The sequence below is a fragment of the Bordetella pertussis 18323 genome (assembly GCF_000306945.1).
GTDB classification, from domain to species: domain Bacteria; phylum Pseudomonadota; class Gammaproteobacteria; order Burkholderiales; family Burkholderiaceae_B; genus Bordetella; species Bordetella pertussis.
Genome location: NC_018518.1, coordinates 3,019,566 through 3,041,809, shown reverse-complemented (window position 1 = coordinate 3,041,809; position 22,244 = coordinate 3,019,566). Strand labels below are relative to the sequence as shown.

Below are 22,244 nucleotides of genomic sequence, written 5' to 3'. Positions count from 1 at the left end.
TACTTTACAAATACGCGTCCCGATGCATACGCCACCATGTCAGATCCCATTCGCCTGATCGTCGGGCTGGGCAACCCCGGCCCCGACTACGAAACGACCCGCCACAACGCCGGTTTCTGGCTCGCCGACCACCTGGCCGACGACCTGCGCACCGCGTTTGCGCTGGAGAAAGGGTTCTTCGGCATGCTCGCCAAGGCGCGCCACGCGGGCGAGAACGTCGTGCTGCTCAAGCCCATCACCTACATGAACCGTTCCGGCCAGTCCGTCGGCGCGGTGGCGTGCTTCTACAAGCTGGCGCCCGAACAGGTGCTGGTGCTGCATGACGAACTCGACCTCCTGCCGGGGCAGGTCAAGATCAAGCAGGGCGGCGGCCACGCCGGCCACAATGGCCTGAAAGACATCCAGGCCGCGCTGGGCAGCCCCAATTTCTGGCGCCTGCGCATCGGCATCGGCCATCCCCGCAGCCTCGGCCTGGCGCAGCAAGTCGCCGACTTCGTCCTGCACCCGCCGTGCCGCGAAGAACAGCAGCAGATCGATACGGTCATCGACCGTTGCCGCGCCGTCGTGCCGGCGATGCTGGCCGGCGATTTCGCGCTGGCCACGCGCGAGCTGCACGGCGCCAACGGGACTTGAGCGACGTGACCACGGCGCGGCAGGGCGCGGCGCGCGCCACGACGTTTCGCCAGGACCTGGCCGATTGCTGGCGCTTCCTGTGCCGGCCCACCCTGCGCGGCCGGCTGCCCGGCCGGCGCGCCGACAGCGGCTGGGCCAGCGACTGGCGGCCGGGCGTCAGCGCTTCGCGCCTGCTGGCCTGGGCCGCGGTGCTGTGGGCCCTGAACCTGTTCGCGCTCGGCCCCATCGCCGTCACCGTGGCCGGCGCCGGCGGCGCCATGCATCGCCTGGACCCGGCCAACATCCCCTGGCTGACCGCCATATTGTGGGCGCCCCTGGTCGAAGAACTGCTGTTTCGCTACGGCCTGCGCCGGCCCGCGCAGGCGCTGTGGTTCTGCCCCATGGTGCTGCCCGCCATCCTGTGGGGCGCGCAGGGCTGGACGCTGGCGCTCGTCGCCGTGGCGGTCTGGCTGGCGTGGCTGTCGCTGCGCCGAGGACGCGCCTCGCTGGCCGGCTGGGACACCAGCTGGCGCCGCTACTACAGCTACCGTTTCGGGCTGGTGTTCCATCTGGTGGCGCTGACCTTCGCCGCGGTCCACCTGAACAACTTCTCGCTCAGCCAGACCCCCGTGTGGCTGCTGCCGCTGCTGGTGCTGCCCCAATGGGCCACCGGCCTGGTGCTGGGATGGATGCGGGTGCGGCGCGGCATCGGCGCGGCGATCGCGCTGCACGCGCTGTTCAACGGCGGCCCGGTACTGATGATCTGGCTGCTGATGACACTGATGCCGGCCGGCGCCTGAAGGCAGGGCGCCGCCACAGGCGGTAAACTGCACCGTTAACGCTTTGATTACACATACTTAGACAGGAAATCCATGGCTCTGCAATGCGGCATCGCCGGCCTGCCCAATGTCGGCAAATCGACGCTCTTCAACGCCCTGACCCGCGCCGGCATCGCCGCCGAGAACTATCCGTTCTGCACCATCGAGCCCAACGTGGGCGTGGTGGAAGTGCCCGACCCGCGCCTGGACAAGCTGGCCGAGATCGTCAAGCCCGAGCGCATCCTGCCGGCCACCGTCGAATTCGTCGACATCGCCGGCCTGGTGGCCGGCGCCAGCCAGGGCGAGGGCCTGGGCAACCAGTTCCTCTCGCACATCCGCGAAGCCAACGCCATCGTCAACGTGGTGCGCTGCTTCGAAGACCCCAACGTGGTCCACGTCGCCGGCAAGGTCGACCCCATCGCGGACATCGAAGTCATCGAGACCGAACTGGCGCTGGCCGACCTGCAGACCGCCGAGAAAGCCCTGCATCGCCACTCCAAGACCGCTCGTTCCGGCGACAAGGACGCGCAGCGCCTGGTGACCGTGCTGGAGAAATGCATCGCCCAGCTCAACCAGGCCAAGCCGGTGCGCGGCCTGGACCTCAGCGACGAAGAGCAGGCCCTGATCGCGCAGCTGTGCTTCATCACCGCCAAGCCCGCCATGTACGTGGGCAACGTCAGCGACGACGGCTTCACCGACAACCCGCTGCTCGAGCGCCTGGCCGAGTTCGCCAAGTCGCGCAACGCGCCCATGGTCGCCATCTGCGCGGCCATCGAATCCGAGATCGTCGACCTGCCCGAGGAAGACCGCCAGGCCTTCCTGTTGGACATGGGCATGGAAGAACCCGGCCTGAACCGCCTGATCCGCGGCGCCTTCACCCTGCTCGGCCTGCAGACCTACTTCACCGCCGGCGTGAAGGAAGTGCGCGCCTGGACCATCCCCATCGGCGCCACCGCGCCGCAGGCCGCCGGTGTCATCCACACCGACTTCGAACGCGGCTTCATCCGCGCCCAGACCATCGCCTACGAAGACTTCATCGCCTGCAAGGGCGAGCAGGGCGCCAAGGAAGCCGGCAAGATGCGCGCCGAAGGCAAGGAATACGTGGTCAAGGATGGGGACGTGATGAACTTCCTGTTCAACGTCTGACGATTTTTGCTGGATCTCGGTGACGCTCAGTAGCGCTTGGTGGACAGATTGGCCCGTTGTAAATCAATGGGTTGCATAAACAATACGGTCTACTGAGCGTTCCTATTGTTCATCTAGGTCTGGAAAATTCGGGGGTAGCGTTGGGGGTACTCGTGTTCAACCGTGGGGGTACTTTTCCCCGCAGTGGAATCCAACGATGCCCGAGAATCTACTCACTGACGCCAAGATCAGGTCGGCCAAACTGACTGATCGAGACTGGAAACTTTCAGACGGCGGGGCTTGTTCCTGCCGGTCAAGCCCACCGGCGGCAAGCACTGGCGGTGGAAGTACCGCCTGCAAGGCAAGGAGAACCTCTTTGCTATTGGCGGCTTTCCTCAAGTAAGCCTTGCGGAGGCTCGCGCTGCCCGCGAGAAAGCGCGTGCCTTGCTCAAGCAAGGTATCCATCCTGCCCATGAGCGGCGGCAGGTCAAGGAGCGCAACCTGGAGGCGCTGGAGGAACGCAAGCACGCAAAGGAAAGCTCGTTCGCCAAGGTGGCGCAGGCGTACCTGGCCGAGATCAAGCCAGTCTTTGCACTCAGTTCCTACCGGACGAAAGAATCCCGTATCAGGAAGTACCTGTCGCCCAAGTTCGATGGGATGCCGATGAGCGACATTGGGGTCAAACAGATTCGTCCGCTGCTGGAAGAGTGCAAGGCCCACGGTGCGTGGGCGGCCATCCATGTCAAAGGCGATCTGTCGGCCATCTTCGAGTTTGCGGTGGTGCGGGGGCTGGTCGAGGCTAATCCTATTCCCAGTCTTCGCGGGCTGCTGCGCGTGCCGTTCAGCGAGAGCAAGGCGGCAATGACGCGAGAGCAAATCCAGAAGTTCTATCAGGAGTTGCGCAGCTACCGGGGCTATCCGGAAACCTCGTTGTGCCTGCGGCTGATTGCGCTGACCGCCTGCCGCCCAGGGGAAGCGGCGGATGCCGAGTGGGATGAGTTCGACTTTGAGGATGCACTGTGGCGTCGGCCTGCGGCGAAGATGAAAGCGCGGCGCGACCATGTCAGTCCGTTGTCGGCGCAGGCCATTGCCGTGCTGAAGGATTTGCAGTGCATCACGGGTGGCGGGCGCTATCTGTTTCCACACCGGAGCGGCAAGGGCTTTACTACGCCGAACCGGCTGACCTACGCCATGCGCGACATGAACCTGGGCAGGGGCACAACGCCGCATTGCTGGCGGACGACCTTTTCGACCTGGGCCAATGAGAACGGATACCGGCCTGATGCGATTGAGCGGCAGCTTGCCCATGTGGAAAGCAACAAGGTTCGGGCGACGTACAACAAGGCACTGCTGTTGGATCAGAGAAGGACGCTGTTGCAGGATTGGGCGGAATATCTGAAGGCAGCGGAAGACAGTGGTGCGGCATAGGGACGATTTGGCCGGGTATCGCAGCAGCGAAGTGGGTAGAACGGCCTTATCCTTTTCAGGATAGGGCCGTTGTCCCTTGAGTGCCGTTCCCTTTCCTTTGCAGAAGGATGGGCGCGGGAATGGGGTAGGCAATGAAATAAATAGGGCAATTTTGATTTATTGCCCCGTTTTTTGGATTCATGTCGCCCATTTCCTCCCTGATCAGCCATGCCAACTCCTCGCGACCGGTCCAATGTCCAGGAAATGGGGTAGTCAAACACTGCTAATGAGGTATTTCTAGAGACAATGCCCCATTTAAAGGCTATGATTACCCCATTTACACAGCCTGGGCTTACATTTTCATGCACTCGCTCACACCCGAGTACCTTGCCGCGCTTTGCTTCGATGGCACTCAGGTCGCCACGTTGCGCACACTGGGCGAGTACCAGGGTAAGCAGCAACTCTACGCCGCACAGTCGCCCGAAGCCCTTAAGGGCCTGCGCCAGATCGCGGTGGTGGAGTCCACCGAGTCGTCCAACCGGCTGGAAGGTGTTGTCGTAGCGCCTTCGCGGCTGAAGTCTCTGGTCATCCGCAACGCAACACCAAAGAGCCGCTCCGAACAGGAGATCGCCGGCTACCGTGACGCCCTGGCGCTGATCCACGAATCGGCCGCGCACATGCCCTTCAGCGAGGGCGTAGTGCTGCAACTGCACACCCTGCTGTACCGCTATATGCCGCAGGCGGGCGGGCGCTGGAAGGCTACCAATAACGACATCATCGAACGTCACCCGGATGGCACTTCGCGTCTGCGCTTCCAGCCGGTGGCTTCGCATCTCACGCCGATGGCCATGGCTGATCTGACAGGGCGCTACGCCACCGCGCTGGACCAGCACCTGGCCGACCCGTTGGTACTGGTGCCGCTGGCGATGCTCGACTTGCTGTGCATCCACCCCTTCCCGGATGGCAACGGGCGCATGTCCCGCTTGCTGACCCTGCTGCTGCTTTACCACTTCGATTACGCAGTGGGCCGCTACATCAGTCTGGAACGCATCTTCGAGGAAACCAAAGAAAGCTATTACGAGACGCTGGAAGCCAGCTCTCAGGGCTGGTATCAGGGGCAACACGACGTCAAGCCCTGGCTTGATTACTTCTGGGGTGCCTTGCTGCGAGCCTACCGTGAGTTCGAGGAGCGTGTCGGCACCATCGAGCGTGGCCGCGGCAGCAAAGGGGACCGCGTGCGCGCGGAAGTCTTAGGGCGCAGCCTGCCGTTTTCGATTTCCGAAATCGAAGAAGCCTGCCCGGGGGTGAGCCGAGATATGGTGCGACTGGTGCTGCGGGCGATGAAATCAGAGGGGTTGATAGAGTCAACAGGCAAAGGAAGAGGGGCGAAATGGATCAAACAAGGGTAAGAGGATCATGATGGAATTGATCGGCAACATCAGCCGCTTGCTGGGTGACGACTTCAAGCAAACCATACGGCCAGGAGCGCGGGTGAGGATCGCTGCCTCAAGCTCTGAATCTCCTCGAAAAAATCTAGATATCAGGGGACCAAAAAAGTGAGTGATCAGTTCTTCGCCCAACCCATTCTGAATTCGCCGTATGAGTATCCGGCCCGGCATTGGGAGCTAGACACCAGCGGTCAGCCGACCCAGGAAATCGTCTCCAGCCGCCGCCGCGCCGACTTCATCACACCGATTCCCAAACCGCGCAAGAAGAAAGGTGAACACGAGCAGGCGGGTCTGTTGTTTGATGAAGGCAAGGGCCTGTCCACTGCTCAGCAGGCTTATGACCACACCGCCATCATCAATGCTGTCCGGCAGGAAGTGGATGCCTGGCGTAAGCTACCCCCGTCGCAGTGGCGCGTCACCCCTGAAACAGCCCGTCTACTGGAACATTGGCGCAACCACAAGTTCGCTGGTGTGCGTCCGTTCTTCTGCCAGGTCGAAGCGGCCGAGACCGCCATCTGGTTGACCGAGGTCGCCCCGCAGCTTGGCAAGAACGGCGAGCGCTTCCTCGATCATCTGGATAAAGCCAGCAACGATGCCAACCCTGGCCTGCTGCGCTTGGCGCTGAAACTGGCCACCGGGGCAGGCAAGACCACGGTCATGGCCATGCTCATCGCTTGGCAGACGGTCAACGCCGTGCGCCATCCGCAGAGCAAGAGATTCACCCGAGGCTTCCTGCTGGTCGCCCCTGGCCTGACCATCAAGGATCGTCTGCGCGTGCTGCTGCCCAATGATGCGGACAGCTACTACGCCAGCCGAGAGATCGTGCCCCGCGACATGTTGGCGGATATGGACAAGGCCAAGATCGTCATCACCAACTACCACGCCTTCAAACTGCGCGAGCGCATGGAGTTGTCCAAGGGCGGCCGTCGCTTGCTGCAAGGCCGTACTGGCAGCGAGCTGGACACGCTGGAAACCGAGGGCCAGATGCTCCAGCGGGTCATGCCGGAATTGATGGGGCTGAAGAACATTCTCGCCATCAACGACGAGGCGCACCATTGCTATCGAGAGAAGCCCGCTTCCGACGACGACTTCATCGACGACAAAGGTAACCCCCTGACCGGCGATGACCTCAAGGCGGCCAAGGAACACGTCAAGGACGAGAACGAAGCCGCGCGCCTGTGGATTTCCGGTCTGGAGGCAGTCAACCGCAAGCTGGGTTTGCAACAGGTGATCGACCTGTCGGCCACGCCGTTCTTCCTGGCCGGTTCTGGCTACGTGGAAGGTACGCTGTTTCCCTGGACGATGAGCGACTTCTCGCTGATGGACGCCATCGAATGCGGCATCGTCAAATTGCCGCGCGTGCCGGTGGCCGACAACATCCCCGGCGCGGAAATGCCCATCTACCGCGAGCTCTGGAAGCACATCGGCAAAAAGATGCCGAAGAAGGGGCGGGGCAAGAACGCCCAGCTCGATCCGCTGGCCATCCCGGTGGAATTGCAGACCGCGTTGGAAGCCCTGTACGGCCACTACCGCAAAACCTACGAAGCTTGGAAACAGGCCGGCATCAACGTGCCACCGTGCTTCATCGTGGTGTGCAACAACACCGCCACTTCCAAACTGGTGTTCGATTACATATCCGGTTTCGAGCGCACCAACGACGACGGTTCCATCATGCGCGTGCCGGGGCGGCTGGAACTGTTCCGCAACTTCGACGAGCATGGCGAGCCGCTGGCGCGCCCGAACACCTTGCTGATCGACAGTGAGCAACTAGAATCTGGCGAGGCGCTGGACGATAACTTCCGGGGTATGGCCGCTGATGAGATTGGACGCTTCAAGCGCGAGATTATCGAGCGCACCGGCGATCGCCGCCAGGCTGAGAATCTGAGTGACAGCGAACTGCTGCGCGAGGTGATGAACACCGTTGGCAAGCAGGGCCGCTTGGGCGAGCAAATCCGCTGCGTGGTGTCGGTGTCCATGCTCACGGAAGGTTGGGATGCCAATACGGTGACTCACATCCTTGGTGTTCGTGCGTTCGGCACCCAGTTGCTGTGTGAACAGGTGATTGGCCGTGCCCTGCGCCGCCAGTCCTATGAATTGAACGAGCAAGGCCTCTTCGACGTGGAGTATGCCGACGTATTTGGCATCCCCTTCGACTTCACAGCCAAGCCGGTTGTCGTCACGCCGCCCAAGCCCCGCGAAACCGTCACGGTCAAGGCATTGCGCCCGGAACGCGACCCTCTGGAAATCCTGTTCCCGCGCGTGCAGGGCTATCGCGTCGAACTGCCAGAAGAACAACTCGAAGCCGAGTTCAACAACGACCACCACCTCACTCTGACGCCGGACATGGTTGGTGCGACAAAGACTCACAACGCCGGCATCATTGGCGAAGCGGTGGAACTGGACATCAAGCACCTGGGGGATGTGCGCCAGTCCACCCTGTTGATGGAGCTAACCAAGCACCTGCTGTTCCAGCACTGGCGCGATCAAGGCCAGGACGCCCCAATTGCCTTGTTCGGGCAGCTCAAGCGCATCGTGCGCCAGTGGCTGGATGAGTGCCTGGAATGCAAAGGCGGCACCTATCCGGCGCAGTTGATGTACCGCGAACTGGCGGACACGGCCTGCCAGCGCATCACCAAGGGCATTACCGCAAAGGAACTGGAGAAGGGCCGGCAGGTCAAGGCCATCCTCGACCCGTTCAACCCGACCGGCAGCACTGCGCATGTGCGCTTCAACACCTCCCGCCCGGGCAGCGAACGCTGGGAGACCCTCGGGGTGGAGAACCAGCCGAAGAACCAAGTCAACTGGGTGATCCTCGACAGCGGCTGGGAAGCCGAATTCTGCCGAGTCGCCGAGTCGCCGAGTCGCATCCCAAGGTGCTGGCCTACACCAAGAACCACAACCTTGGACTGGAAGTGCCCTACCGCTTCGGCTCGGCCAACCGCATCTACATCCCGGACTTCATCGTGCAAGTGGGCGACGGTGGCGGCAATAACGACCCGTTGAACTTGATCGTCGAGATCAAGGGCTACCGGCGCGAGGATGCGAAGGAGAAGAAGTCCACCATGGACACCTATTGGATTCCCGGCGTGAACCACCTCGGCACACACGGCCGTTGGGCCTTCGCCGAGTTCGGCGATGTGTACGAAATGCAGGATGACTTTGCCAAAGAGGTCGAAGCGAAGTTCAACCAAATGATTGAAGCGGCTGTGCCCGCGCCGGGAAACAAGGAAAACTGAGATGGCAACCAAGAAAACCCAGAAGCCCGGCAAGAGCATCGAGCAGATCACGCATACCGAAGCCAAGCGCAAGAACATCCCGACGGTGGAGCATCAGTCGGTGATGCAACACCATGAGCAAGCGCCGGTGAAGGTGGCGTACCCGCGCGCTAATCGGCAATGGCTGGAGGAACTGTGCGCCCTGCACGACGCGGGCAAGGCATCCCCGGAATTCCAGCAGCGGCTGAATCGCGACCTCGACCCGCAGCTAATTTGGCGCGGTAAGGATCAGCAGGATTGGTCAGATCTGGTCGTCAATGCGCCGCCGCTGTACATCCAGGAGAAGGTCAAGCCCAAGGTGCTGATCGACGATCTGCGCCGCCAGACCGAAGAACGGCGCGAAGCCACCGCGCCGCAACAGGACTTGCTCGATTTGTTCGGTGACTTCAACGGCCTGCCCGAAGGCGCGGATCGCACAGAGTTCTACCAGCACGAAGGCCACTGGCAGAACCGGATGATCCTGGGCGACAGCTTGCAGGTGATGGCCTCTCTGGCCGAGCGCGAGGGGCTGCGCGGCAAGGTGCAATGCATCTATTTCGATCCGCCCTACGGCATCAAATTCAACAGCAATTTCCAGTGGTCAACCACCAGCCGCGACGTGAAGGACGGCAACGCCGGCCACATCACCCGCGAGCCGGAGCAGGTGAAGGCGTTTCGCGATACGTGGCGCGACGGGATTCATTCGTACCTGACTTATCTGCGTGACAGGTTGATGGTGGCGCGGGATTTGTTGACGGAAAGTGGTTCGATTTTTGTGCAGATTGGCGATGAGAATGTGCATCGCGTGCGGGCATTGCTGGACGAAGTGTTCGGTGACGACAACTGCGTGAGTACGATTGTTTTTGCAAAAACATCAAGCTCCACGGGTGATTTTATTGGGCCGACATTCGATACGCTTCTTTGGTATGCAAGAAACAAGAAAGCGGTCAAATATCGAAAGTTTTTGCTCAAGAAGGCACCAGGGCAGAAGGGGGGGACCGGCTATAAAAGCGTCGAACTTCCAGACCTTTCACGCCGCCAGTTAACTAAGGATGAAATTGAAAGCCCTTCATCATTGCCTGTCGGATCAAAGATTTACTTCCGAGACAACTTAACTAGCCAGAGCGTTGGTAGAGAAAAGGGTGAGGGAGCAGCCTCTTGGTTTGGAGTGAAATACCAAGGCCGTGTTTATAAGCCGTCGCAAACCGTTCGCTGGAAGACGAATGAGCTTGGCTTTGATCGTCTTCTAAAAAGCAACCGAGTGGAGGCAAGTTCCGGGGACAATCTTGGCTACATCAGAAACTTGGATGATTACCCGGCATACGAATTGACGGATATTTGGGCTGACACGCTTGGTCAAAATCAATTTGGTGGCGAGAAGATTTATGTCGTCCAGACCAGCATTTCGGTTGTTCAACGCTGCTTCTTGATGACCACCGACCCCGGTGACTTGGTTCTCGACCCCACCTGCGGCTCTGGCACTACCGCTTACGTCGCCGAACAATGGGGTCGCCGCTGGATCACCATCGACACCAGCCGCGTCGCGCTGGCGCTGGCCCGCGCCCGCATCATGGGCGCACGCTATCCGTTCTACCTGCTCGCCGATTCTCGCGAAGGTCAGTTGAAGGAAGCCGAAGTCACCCGCAGTGCGCCGTCCAGCCAATCCACTTACGACAACATCGCCCATGGCTTCGTTTATGAGCGCGTGCCGCACATCACCCTCAAGTCCATCGCCAACAATGCCGAGATCGACGTCATCTGGGACAAAGCCCAGACCGTGCTGGAGCCGTTGCGTGAAGCGCTGAACAAGACTCTTGGTAAGCAGTGGCAGGAATGGGAGATTCCGCGTGAGGCCGATGCAAAGTGGAGCGAGAAAGCTAAAAAGCTGCACACCGACTGGTGGCAGCAACGCATCGTCCGCCAGAAGGAGATCGACGCCTCCATCGCTGCCAAGGCCGAGTTCGAGTACCTCTACGACAAACCCTACGAGGACAAGAAGCGCGTGCGCGTGGCCGGCCCCTTTACTGTGGAATCGCTGTCGCCGCATCGCGTGTTGGGCGTGGACGAGGAAGATAACCTGATCGACCACGTGGCCGAGACTCAAGCGGAGTACGGCCAGGACTTCGCCAGCCTGATCCTGGCCAACCTGCGCACCGCAGGCGTGCAGCAGGCGCACAAGGCTGACAAGATCGAATTCACCTCACTGGAGCCGTGGCCGGGCGACTTGATCTGCGCCGAAGGGCGCTATCTGGAAAACGGACAGGTGAAGCGTGCCGGTATCTTGGTCGGACCGGAATTCGGCACAGTTACCCGCGCAGATTTGGTCGATGCAGCCCGCGAGGCAGGTGATGCCAATTTCGACGTGCTCATCGCCTGCGCCTTCAACTACGACGCACCGGCCAGCGAGTTCAGCAAGCTGGGTCGCATCAACGTGCTCAAAGCGCGCATGAACGCCGACCTGCATATGGCCGAAGATCTGAAGAACACCGGCAAGGGCAACCTGTTCGTGATCTTCGGCGAGCCGGACGTGGATGTGCTGGACACACAGGGCCGTAGCATCCGCCGATACGACGGCAAGCGCGACGTCATAGACGTGCCTGCCGATGGGCAACTGGTGGTTAAGATCAACGGTGTGGATGTGTTCCACCCTAGCACCGGCGAAGTTCGCAGCGATGGCGCGGACGGCATCGCCTGCTGGTTCCTGGACACCGACTACAACGAAGAGTCCTTCTTCGTCCGCCATGCCTACTTCCTCGGTGCGAATGACCCATACAAGGCACTGAAGATCACCCTCAAGGCCGAAATCGACCCCGACGCTTGGGCAACGCTTAACTCCGACACCTCGCGCCCGTTCCCGAAGCCGAGCAACGGAAGGTTTGCTGTGAAAGTCATCAATCATCTCGGCGATGAGGTGATGAAGGTGTTCAAGATATGACGTGGAGAGAAAAGCATGACACAGCACCCTTTTATTAGCCGTGTCGCCGTTCGCAACTACAAAAGCATCGGCTACTGTGACGTGAATTTGCGCCCGCTGACCTATCTGGTGGGGCACAACGGCGCAGGCAAGAGCAATTTCATGGATGCACTGCATTTCGTGCGCGACGCGCTTTCCTATTCACTGGATAGCGCTCTGAACGAACGGGGAGGCATCAACGAAGTACGTCGACGCAGCGGAGGTCATCCCACGCATTTCGCGCTTCGTGTCGAGTTTGTCATGCAAAGTGGCCAAGCGGGACGCTATGGCTTCGTTATCGGGGCGCTGAAGAATGGCGGCTACGAAGTACAGCGAGAGGAATGCGTTGTCGCTGGCATCGGCAAGGGCCCATTCTTTCGCATCGAGAAAGGAAAGCTCCGTGATAGTAGCGAAACAACCTTCCCCTCGGTCACGGCGGACAGGCTAGCATTGGTGGCCGCTTCAGGCCTGACGGCTTTTCGCCCGGTGTTCGATGCGTTGACGGCGATGGGCTTCTATAACCTCAACCCAAAACTGATGCGCGAATTGCAGAAGCCACAAGATGGCCGACTGCTGCGGCCGGCCGGAGAGAACATCGCTAGCGTGATCGGACATTTGGAGAAGGTAGCACCTGCCCAGATGGCTCTGATACAGGAATATTTGCATTCTGTAGCACCGATGGTGCATGGAGTGGAGCGCAAACCCATTGGGCCTATGGAAACGCTGGAGTTTCGCCAGGACATGGCAGGCTCCAAGCATCCCTGGCGTTTCCTCGCACAGAACATGTCCGATGGCACCTTGCGCGCATTGGGTGTCTTGTCGGCGTTGTTGCAGGGCAATGTGGATTATTCGCCGACCTTGATCGGCATCGAGGAACCTGAAACCGCCCTGCATCCGGCAGCCAGCGCCGCGCTTCGCGAGGCATTGGTGCGCGCTTCTGAAACCACGCAAGTCCTGGTGACCAGTCACAGTCCAGACCTGCTGGATGACCACAGCATCGACGCGGATGCCGTATTGGCAGTGGTATCTGAGGCGGGGGAAACCAAGGTTGCGCCGCTGGATGAAGGCTCGCGCCAAGTTATGCGGGATCATCTGTTCTCAGCTGGCGAACTGTTGCGGATGAACCAACTGGCACCTGACCGCGCCAGCTTAGAACAACAAGACAAAGCCGCCTCTGGTGACCTTTTCGGCGAGACGGAGTCCGTATGATACAGATAGCCAGCATCGTAGAAGGGGATGGCGAGGTGGCTGCCTTACCAGTGCTTCTGCGTCGTCTAAATGAGTGGCGGCCTAGGTGTGAAGATTCAATAGGTTGTATGCATGGTTCATCCGAACCGGATTTGAGAAACTGGAAATCGCCGACCCCCCAGTTCACTCAAGGAGCCCGGCCGGATGAACACCCATAAGCATGCCCGATTGACCTTCCTACGTCGACTCGAAATGGTCCAGCAATTGATCGCCCATCAAGTTTGTGTGCCTGAAGCGGCCCGCGCCTATGGGGTCACCGCGCCGACTGTGCGCAAATGGCTGGGCCGCTTCCTGGCTCAGGGCCAGGCGGGCTTGGCCGATGCGTCCTCGCGCCCGACGGTCTCGCCCCGAGCGATTGCGCCGGCCAAGGCGCTGGCTATCGTGGAGCTGCGCCGCAAGCGGCTGACCCAAGCGCGCATCGCCCAGGCGCTGGGCGTGTCAGCCAGCACCGTCAGCCGCGTCCTGGCCCGCGCCGGTCTGTCGCACCTGGCCGACCTGGAGCCGGCCGAGCCGGTGGTGCGCTACGAGCATCAGGCCCCCGGCGATCTGCTGCACATCGACATCAAGAAGCTGGGACGTATCCAGCGCCCTGGCCACCGGGTCACGGGCAACCGACGCGATACCGTTGAGGGGGCCGGCTGGGACTTCGTCTTCGTGGCCATCGATGACCACGCCCGCGTGGCCTTCACCGACATCCACCCCGACGAGCGCTTCCCCAGCGCCGTCCAGTTCCTCAAGGACGCAGTGGCCTACTACCAGCGCCTGGGCGTGACCATCCAGCGCTTGCTCACCGACAATGGCTCGGCCTTTCGCAGCCGCGCCTTCGCCGCGCTGTGCCATGAGCTGGGCATCAAGCACCGCTTTACCCGACCTTACCGCCCACAGACCAATGGCAAGGCCGAACGCTTCATCCAGTCGGCCTTGCGTGAGTGGGCTTACGCTCACACCTACCAGAACTCCCAACACCGAGCCGATGCCATGAAATCCTGGCTACACCACTACAACTGGCAGCGACCCCACCAAGGCATCGGGCGCGCTGTACCCATCTCCAGACTCAACCTGGACGAATACAACCTATTGACAGTTCACACCTAGGCAAGGCTACGCGCAAGTGCTGCAGCCCATTCGCGTGCATCGAGATCGCTTCCTCAGGCGCGAAGAGGAGTTCCGAAAGCAACTGCTTCTGGCGGCCGCCAAGTGCGGTGAGCAAGGATGGATTCTGGTGGTATTGGACGCAGATGACGACTGCCCGGCCACCTTAGCTGCCGATGTCTATCAGCGTGCGAAGCAGCATGTGCCGCACCGGCGCTTATCGGTGGTGTTGGCCAAGCGAGAATACGAGGCCTGGTTTATTGCAGCAGCTCGATCGCTTGACGGGCGCCGGGGATTCCGTTGTCCGGATGAAGCCCCAGTCGATGCTGAGACGCCGAGAGACGCGAAAGGCTGGCTACGCCGGAACATGGAAAGCGGAACCTACAGCGAAGTGCTGGATCAGCCTGCTTTTACGGCGCACTTCGATCTGCAACAGGCGTTTGACAACAGTCGTTCATTCCGCAAGCTGTGCAAGGAATGGCAAGTCAACGTCGTTGATGTGGACGGAGATTGAAGCATGGAATTCCGCATCGCCGACACTTTCACCACCAGTCTGGCCCGCCTGACCGGCGATGAACAAAAGGCCGCCAAGACCACCGCCTTCGACTTGCAGATGGATCCTATTGGCAACGGCATGAGCTTCCACAAGCTCGACCGCGCCAAGGATCCGAATTTCTGGTCGGTGCGAGTCAGCCGCGACATTCGCCTGATCGTCCATAAGACCGCTGGCAGTCTGCTGCTCTGCTATGTCGATCACCACGACCAGGCCTATTAATGGGCCGAACGGCGCAAGCTGGAAGTGCACCCGACGACCGGCGCGGCTCAGCTCGTCGAGGTCCGCGAGCGTGTCGAGGAAATTCTCGTTCCGAAGTACGTCGAGGACAGTAGGCCGGCGACGCAACAGAAGCCGAAACTGTTCGAAAAATATGACGGCGCCCAACTGTTGGCTTACGGTGTGCCGCAGGAGTGGCTGGCCGACGTGAAGGCAGCTGATGAGGATTCGCTACTGGAACTGGCCGACCACCTGCCTGGTGAGGCGGCCGAAGCCCTGCTTGAACTGGCGACAGGCGGCACGCCGGCCTTGCCGGAAGTGGCAGCCAAGGGGGCGGACCCATTCCAGCACCCAGACGCGCAATGCCGATTCCGCGTCATGTCCGATATGGACGAACTGGTCCGCGCCCTGGAATACCCGTGGGACCAGTGGACGGTATTCCTCCATCCGGCACAGCGTCAGCTGGTTGAGCGTCATTACAACGGTGCGGCACGTGTGTCTGGATCGGCTGGTACGGGCAAGACCGTGGTTGCCTTGCACCGGGCTGTGCATCTGGCACATCAGGACGAAGATGCGCGCGTTCTGCTTTCCACGTTTTCGGACACGTTGGCCAATGCTTTGCGCGGCAATCTGTATCGGTTGATCTGGAACACTCCCAAGCTCGGCGAACGTATCGACGTGGCCGCCATGGATGCTCTTGGCATCCGCTTGTATGCGGCGGAATTCGGTAAACCGGTATTCGCCAGCCGTGATGAAATTTCCACGCTGCTGGAGGCGGCCGCCACGCAGGTCGATGGCCTGGGCCAGCGCTGCATTTTTGCTGTCCGAATGGGAAGATGTGGTGGACACTTGGCAAGTGGAAAGCTGGGAGGCTTACCGCGATGCCAAGCGGCTGGGTCGCAAGACACGTCTGCCGGAGGCGCAGCGCGCCTTGTATTGGCAGGTGTTCGCCAAGGTGAAGGAGCAATTGAAGCAGGCCGGCAAGATCACTGCGGCAGAGATGTTCGCCAAGCTGGCTGAGGCCATGCCCAAGCGCAAGCATCCGGTATTCGATTACATCGTGTTGGATGAGGCGCAGGACATTGGCGTGCAGCAATTGCGTTTCCTTGCGGCGATCGCCGGCAACCGCGCCAATGCCCTGTTTTTTGCCGGCGATCTTGGCCAGCGCATCTTCCAGACTCCGTTCTCGTGGAAGTCTCTGGGTGTGGATGTACGTGGCCGCTCGCGAACGCTCAATATCAACTACCGTACCTCGCATCAGATCCGCTTGCAGGCCGACCGGCTTCTCGGTCCCGATGTATCCGATGTGGACGGAAACGTCGAAAGCCGCAAGGGTACGATTTCTGTATTCAATGGGCCGGAGCCGATCATCTGCAGCTATACCGATGCAAGGGCGGAAAACCAAGCTGTCGGTGTATGGTTAGAGCAATGCAGCACTGGCGGTGTGCTGCCGTAGGAGATCGGTGTCTTCGTTCGATCCGAGAGCGAACTGTCACGCGCGCAGACGGCAGTCAAGGCCGCAGGTTTGCAGGGGCGCGTGCTCGGCAAGGACATGGCAACGGAAGAGGGCTTCGTCAGTATCACCACCATGCACTTGGCCAAGGGCATGGAATTCCGTGTGGTTGCGGTCATGGCCTGCGACGATGAAATCATCCCTTCACAGGTGCGCATCGACACTGCTGCTGACGAGGTCGAGCTGACTGAAATCTACAACACCGAACGCCAGTTGCTGTACGTGGCTTGCACCCGTGCCCGCGACCAACTGCATGTGTCAGCAGTGAAACCGGAGTCGGAATTTCTGGAGGACTTACTCCAGAAGTAGCCCTACGCGTCTTGGATGAGCCTGGCGGTGACAGCGTGCCTTCGCTGTGTCGCCCCAGGCACTTGCGCAGCGTGCGACTTAGCTTCCCAGATAGACCGCCGTCACCTGCACCCGCTCGTGCCCAAGTTCATGACTGATCTGCTGCCGGGCGTGTCGGTCGGCCAGGCGCTGTGATAGGTCGAGTTGAGCAGTGCCAGACCCACCTGCTGCCGGTGACTTCCACCCCGTCAACGTCTCATAACGGCTTTGCGCGTACTGATGGCGAAGGCCATGCATATGACTCAGACCCGCCGCCTTGCACTGTCTATCGTAGACGTGCCGCTGCTGAATGTAGGTCTTGTTTGCTGGTATCAATGACCCTATGTCTGCCAGGTGGTGTGCTGCCTGGAGCGCGTCGCGTTGCTCTGTCGTGGTGATGGGCACCGTTTGCTCCCGACCTCCCTTCGTCCACGATCTCTTGAGGGCGATGTGGTTACCCCGATTACTGGGTTGGAACCTGATCGCTTCCTCCCGGCGCAATCCAAAGACGGCCTGTAGCTGAAGGCTCATGCGTACATAGGCATCGGTTCCTTGCTCAGGGCCCGTGCCCAGTTCACAGGCCTGGCTGATATTGGTCACATAGCGGCACTCGGCCACGCCAGGCAGCGGTGTTGTCCGCCGACAAGATGCCGGTCTTGCCGATCTTCTCAGCGCACCAGCGCAGGTGAGAGAGCCGATTTTTGATCGGTGCCAGACGGCCGACAAGCCTGCGCCTTGCCAGCGATCCAGGAGCGTCTGCACGTGCTAGCCCTTGAGCGACGATGCTTTCAGTGGCCGGCGTAGTGAACAGAGCGTCTTGCCCCAGCGGGCTGTGGCGGTGTGATGGTCTGCCATGAGAGTTCTCCGCGGTCTGGGCCACAGCGGCTCGTTCCCCTGCATCTCATCGCGTACCATTCCAGGCGTCAGCCAACAGTTCACAGCCCTTTGCCGACCGATCAACGTTTAAACGTGTGATCAACGTCTGACGATTCTTTCGAAACCCAGGACCGTCCGCCAGCGCCTGGCGGACTGCGCCAGCCCTTGGGCATCAAAAGAGCTGCGCATTCCGTTCGGTCATGGGCATCCTAGAACCGGATGCTCAAGTCGGCCCTCACTCCATGGTCTTGCGCCGAGCTGGCGATCTGGCCAGCGTAGCTCAGCCCGAAGCGGGTGTTGCGCGCCACCGCCAGGTCCACGCCCAGTTCGATCACCGCGCTGTCCTGGGCGATGGGTGCGCCGGCCACGGTAAAGGCGTCGCCCGCCGAGAACGCATGACGCGCCTGGGGCGTGGTGTCGCCCATGGCGTGGCGCCATCCCGCCGTGGCGCGCACCGTTCCCTGTGTCGCCCCGCTGCCGAGCGCGTGTTCGGCGCGTAGCCCCAGCGTGCTGAAGGTGGTTTCCGTGTTGGCGCTGCCCGTTGTCAGCGCGGCGGCGCCGCCGCTTTCGCGGTAGCCATCGGTATGCAGGCGTACGTAGGCCAGGCTGGCGTACGGCTCCAGGCGCGTTGTGTCGTTCAGTTCGATGCCGTAGCCCAGTTCGCCGAAGGCCTGGAAGGTGCCGCCGCCATAGTCGGCCCGCAGGCTGTCGCTCAGTCCCGGGATGTCTACCGAGCGCCGGGTGCGGATGTCGTGCCAGGAGTAGGCCAGGCCCGTGCGCACGCCCAGGGCGCCCGATTGGATGCCGCCGTACACGCCCAGGTGGTAGTTGTCGCTGCGGCCCGAGGAGGCCCGGTCGGGCGCCTTGGCGTCCGTATGGCTGTACCCGGCCAGGGCGCCCACCCGCCAGTTGCCCATCGGCCGATCCGCGCCGATCAGCACCCCGCCGACGTTGCGCTCGAGGCGGGCGGCGTTGCCGTCGCTGTCGGTGGCGCCCCAGGAGCCGAACGCTTGCGACCAGGCCGCCGGGCCGTCATGGGTCGCCGCGACGGCGGTCGGCGCGCCGTCCGCGGCGCGCGCGCTCACGGCGGCCGTGGACGCCCCGGGCGCCGCAAAGGCTGCCCGCACGCGGTCCTTGGCGGCATCGCGCACAAAGCGGCTGTCCTCGATCAAGGCCGTCTTGGCCGAGGCGTGGATTTCGCCCGAGAGTGCGTCCAGGCTGGCGCGCACCAGGGGCGCGTCATCGGGCAGTTGCGCAACCGCGTCGTAGACCGCATGGCCGGCGGCCACGCCGATGCTGTCTATGCCCTGGGCCGTGGCGTACTGGTTGTCCGTCAACGCCATCGAGGCGAAGCTGCGGTCGTTGCGCGCCAGCGCCAGGCCGACCGTACCCGCGCCGTAGTCGTAGCGCAGTTCGGGCGTCAGGAAGGCGAAGTCGGAGGAGACGGTATCGAACCGGCCCGATAGCGCGCCGCCGGTCGTGAGCAGCGTATAGGTCGAGCGCAGCTGGTACTGCCCGGTGGCGCCGACGTGGGCGACCGCGCCGCCCTGGATCGTGGTATTGCCCGTGACGGCCACCTGGTCGCTGCGCGTGCCTTGTGGGTCGACTTCCACTTCGAAGCGCGACCCCTTGTCGAGGACGAGGTCGCCGTTTACCGTCAGCGTGCCGACGGAGTTGCCCGGCGCCAGCGTGCCGCCCGAGGCCACCGTCACCTGCGAGCCCGCGCCCGAGCCGACCGTGCCGGAGCCGCCGAGGGTCGCGCCGGCTTGCACATCGAGCGAGCCGCCCAGGACGCCGCCGCCATGGCGATCGCCGACGCGCAGCGTGCCGGCACTGACCGTGGCGTGCCCGGTAAAGCTGGCGCTGTCGCCGGTCAGCAGCAGGCTGCCGGCGCCTTGTTTATGGAATCGGCCCGTACCGCTCAAGGCCCCCGCATAGGCGGCGGCCTGCGCGTCGTCCAGCACAAAGATCCCGTTCGCGCCGATGGCCACGTCGCCCGCGAAGCGGCTGCCGGCGCTGCGTAGCGGCCCGGTATCGACCGCCCAGTCCTGGGCATTGCGGCCAGCCAGGGCCAGTGAGCCGGCGCCGAGTTTGCGCATCAGGCCGGAGCCCGAGATGTCCCCGGCGAACACGCCGCCCGTCGCTTGCTGGAACGCCACCTCGCCGTCGTTGGCGATATTCCCGCGGATCGAGGCGGTATCTCCGATGAGCACGCCTTGGCGCACCCGCGTTCCGCCGGCGTAGAGGTTGGCTCCAGCCAGGCGCAGCGTCCCGGTGCCGGTCTTGACCAGGGCGCCAGTGCCGCCGATCGGCCCGGTGGCCGCCAGCGTGGTGCCGGCGGCGACATCGAAGCCCCCGTTGCCGGCCAGGGTGATGTTCCGGCCGATGGCCATGTCGGCTGTCGTGGCCAGCGTGCCGCCGCTCAGCAGGATCCCGGCGCCCGTTGCGCCCAGGTTCCTGTCCGAAGCAATGGAGACCGCGCCGCCCAGGATGTGCGTGCTGCCTTGATAGCTGTTGTTCCCCGAGAGCACCAGCGTGCCGGCGTCGGTCTTGGTGATTCCGCCGCTGCCGGTAATCTCCGTGGAGATCTCGGCGCTGTTGGCCAGTACGCGGATTTCGGCATTGCCGTCGCCGCGCTCGGAGCCGTCGATCACGAGCTGGCCCGAACCTTCGAGTCGGTAGCCGTCATCGACGAATTGCAGGCCCTTGAATTGCTGCATGCCTGCGACCGTGATCGTGCCGCCACCGAAGCCGCCCGGCTGATTCTTGAACACGGCTTGGTTGCCCGCCCAGCCGGCCGCAACCTCGCCGTTCCGGTTCAGCCACTGTGCGTTCGCGCTGTTCCAGGCGCCATCCCCCCCCCCCCTGCCAGTGTTGCAGCGTGTCGTGTCCGAGCGCGGCGATGAACAGATCGACATTGCCGCCGCCGGCCTGGATCTCGAAGTGCGCCGGATCCGAGAAAACCGGTGTCGAGCCGATCGACAGTCCAGTGCCGGAAAGCGTGCCGCCATAGGTCATCAACCGGTAGTAGCCCAGGCCCGGTACGCCATCCTGGGCGGTATCGCTGCTTGACCTGAGGTTGAGCGCGCCGTTGAGCGTCAGATTGCCTGTGACGTTGACGCGGCTGCCGATGCCGGATGCCGGGTCGCTGGATGTACCGGGGCCGCCCAGCTGATAATCGAGGATGGAGCCGTCATGCAGGGTCAGGTCGCCGTTGACCGTCAACGTGCCGATGGAAGATTGGCCCGGGGAGAGAGTGCTGCCGTGCTGGATGCTCGTATTGCCGACCGTGCCCGAGCCGCTGAGTCTCGAAGCGCCACCGATGTCAATGATGGCCTCGAGAGTACCGTTCACTTGCAGGGTGCTTTGGCCGGTGACGAACGCAGTGGGGAGGGCGTTATGGGCACCGTTCAGGATCACCGTTCCTGTCGGACCGCTGCTTATTTTCACGCCAGCCCGACCATTGATGCTCCCTTCCAGGGTCAACGAGCTGGTGGTGGAAATGGTGCCGCCCCCATCGATCCAGGTGTCGGCGTAAAGGGTGAGCGGGGCCGTCGCCTCCAGCGTCCCCCCGTTGAGGGTCAGGGGGCCGGTACCCAGGTTCCCGCTTTGCGCAATGCGCAGTGTGCCTGCTTCGATCACCGTCCCGCCAGCGTAGGTGTTGACGCCTGAGAGCGTCAGGCTGCCTGGGCCGGTTTTCGTCAGTGCGCCGCTGCTGGAGACGATGCCTTGCTGCGTCAACAAGGCGCCGCTGGCGACGTCGAAGGCACCGTTGCCCGCGCCAAGCGCCGTGGCGCGGTTCATGGTGATGAAGCCCGTTGTCCGCAGCGTGCCGCCGTTGAAAACCAGGGCGCCATTGGGATTGCCCAGGTTGGCGTTAGCCGAGATGCCGAGCACGCCCGCATCGAGTGTCGTGCCGCCGGTGTAGGTGTTCTCGCCGACGAGCGTGGTGGCGCCGACGCCGGCGTGGACGACCGCGACGTTCTGCAAAATGGCGGGGGCAAATTCGTAGTCGCCGGCACTATGGTTGAAGATCAATTGTCCCGTGACGTTGTCGTCCGGCGTGGCCCAGACGTACGGGCTATCGAGTGTGCCGGGCGCATTGCCGATCTCCAACCTGCCGCCGTCAAGCGCCAGGCCTTGGGTGCCCGTGCGCAGGGTTCCTCCGCCGCGCAGCAGGACTGCTCCGTTGTGCCATACACGGAAGTTTCCGTAGCCGCCGGTCACGGTGCCGCCGTCGATGGTCAAGGTAGAAATGGCGGAACTGCCGCGGTCATTGCCGATAGAGGTCTGATTGCCTACTGTCAGGCTGCCGGCGCTGCGCACGATCAGATGGCCGATCTCCGATGGAAGCGTTCCCAGGCCCAGGATCAGGTGCTCGGCACGCGCTGCGTCATGGATCTCTGCTGTGCCGCCGTTGCGGATGGACACGGTCGTGGCTGCGTCGGGTACGGCGCCTGGCGTCCAGTTCGCTGCCGCGGACCAGTTTCCTTCGTCGACCGCCCATTCGGCGGCAGAGACGGCGCCTGATGTAAACGCCAGCGCCTGTGTCGCCATGAAAATCGTCGCCCGTTTGCGTGCCGACCCGCTTTTTCCCCGGCCTTTCGCCGTTTCCGGAGCCGCCTGCATGACGCCTTGCGCGCGGTTGAATACGAGGCGGTGGTTGCGGTTCATACGTGTCCTTGCCGGCTGGGATGGGAGCCTCGGCGCCAGGGCAGGAGGCATGCGCAATGCGCGTATGTATGTCTGCTTTCTACGTGCGCAAGCAGATGATTCATTGCGCCGGAACTCTATCAAAA

9 protein-coding genes and 4 pseudogenes are annotated in these 22,244 nt (G+C 62.2%); 11 read left to right on the top strand and 2 right to left on the bottom strand.

Annotated features, from left to right (window positions below; all coding sequences use genetic code 11):
- The first annotated feature begins 36 nt into the window (after positions 1 to 36).
- From pth to BN118_RS21380, 11 genes and pseudogenes are all read left to right on the top strand, one after another.
- Complete coding sequence (pth, locus tag BN118_RS14340) at positions 37 to 633, top strand: aminoacyl-tRNA hydrolase (RefSeq protein WP_010931308.1); 597 nt, start codon at positions 37 to 39, stop codon at positions 631 to 633.
- The gene (locus BN118_RS14335; RefSeq protein WP_010931307.1) at positions 630 to 1,412 is read left to right on the top strand and encodes a CPBP family glutamic-type intramembrane protease; all 783 of its coding nucleotides are present in this window, start codon (positions 630 to 632) and stop codon (positions 1,410 to 1,412) included. The genes pth and BN118_RS14335 overlap by 4 nt, the downstream gene beginning before the upstream one ends.
- A 72-nt stretch (positions 1,413 to 1,484) precedes the next feature.
- Entirely contained in the window at positions 1,485 to 2,576 is a 1,092-nt protein-coding gene (gene ychF, locus BN118_RS14330) for a redox-regulated ATPase YchF (protein ID WP_014905965.1), read from the top strand.
- Positions 2,577 to 2,855: 279 nt separating this feature from the next.
- Positions 2,856 to 3,983 carry a tyrosine-type recombinase/integrase gene (locus tag BN118_RS14325; RefSeq protein ID WP_010931305.1) on the top strand — a complete coding sequence of 376 codons (1,128 nt, stop codon included), beginning with the start codon at positions 2,856 to 2,858 and terminating at the stop codon, positions 3,981 to 3,983.
- A gap of 341 nt (positions 3,984 to 4,324) precedes the next feature.
- Positions 4,325 to 5,371 (top strand): Fic family protein, encoded by a 1,047-nt coding sequence (locus BN118_RS14320; RefSeq protein WP_010931304.1) that lies wholly within the window; start codon positions 4,325 to 4,327, stop codon positions 5,369 to 5,371.
- A gap of 147 nt (positions 5,372 to 5,518) precedes the next feature.
- Positions 5,519 to 8,646 (top strand): annotated as a pseudogene (locus BN118_RS14315) (BPTD_3080 family restriction endonuclease).
- A 1-nt stretch (position 8,647) separates the two neighbouring features.
- Complete coding sequence (locus BN118_RS14310) at positions 8,648 to 11,599, top strand: site-specific DNA-methyltransferase (RefSeq protein ID WP_010931302.1); 2,952 nt, start codon at positions 8,648 to 8,650, stop codon at positions 11,597 to 11,599.
- Positions 11,600 to 11,614: 15 nt separating this feature from the next.
- Positions 11,615 to 12,826 (top strand): AAA family ATPase, encoded by a 1,212-nt coding sequence (locus tag BN118_RS14305; protein WP_014905964.1) that lies wholly within the window; start codon positions 11,615 to 11,617, stop codon positions 12,824 to 12,826.
- Between the two features lie 183 nt (positions 12,827 to 13,009).
- Positions 13,010 to 13,960 carry an IS481-like element IS481 family transposase gene (locus BN118_RS14300; RefSeq protein ID WP_010930730.1) on the top strand — a complete coding sequence of 317 codons (951 nt, stop codon included), beginning with the start codon at positions 13,010 to 13,012 and terminating at the stop codon, positions 13,958 to 13,960.
- A 16-nt stretch (positions 13,961 to 13,976) separates the two neighbouring features.
- Positions 13,977 to 14,471, top strand: a complete 495-nt coding sequence (locus BN118_RS19650; protein WP_077274087.1) for a DUF4276 family protein — start codon at positions 13,977 to 13,979, stop codon at positions 14,469 to 14,471.
- A gap of 3 nt (positions 14,472 to 14,474) precedes the next feature.
- Positions 14,475 to 16,551, top strand: a pseudogene (locus BN118_RS21380) (UvrD-helicase domain-containing protein).
- Positions 16,552 to 16,629: 78 nt separating this feature from the next.
- On the opposite strand, the pseudogene BN118_RS20880 reads toward BN118_RS21380, so the two are convergent.
- Both BN118_RS20880 and BN118_RS20875 read right to left on the bottom strand, forming a co-directional pair.
- Positions 16,630 to 17,367, bottom strand: a pseudogene (locus BN118_RS20880) (integrase domain-containing protein); the annotation flags it as partial.
- A 287-nt stretch (positions 17,368 to 17,654) separates the two neighbouring features.
- A pseudogene (locus BN118_RS20875) lies at positions 17,655 to 22,119 on the bottom strand (BB0916 family autotransporter).
- Between the last annotated feature and the right edge of the window lie 125 nt (positions 22,120 to 22,244).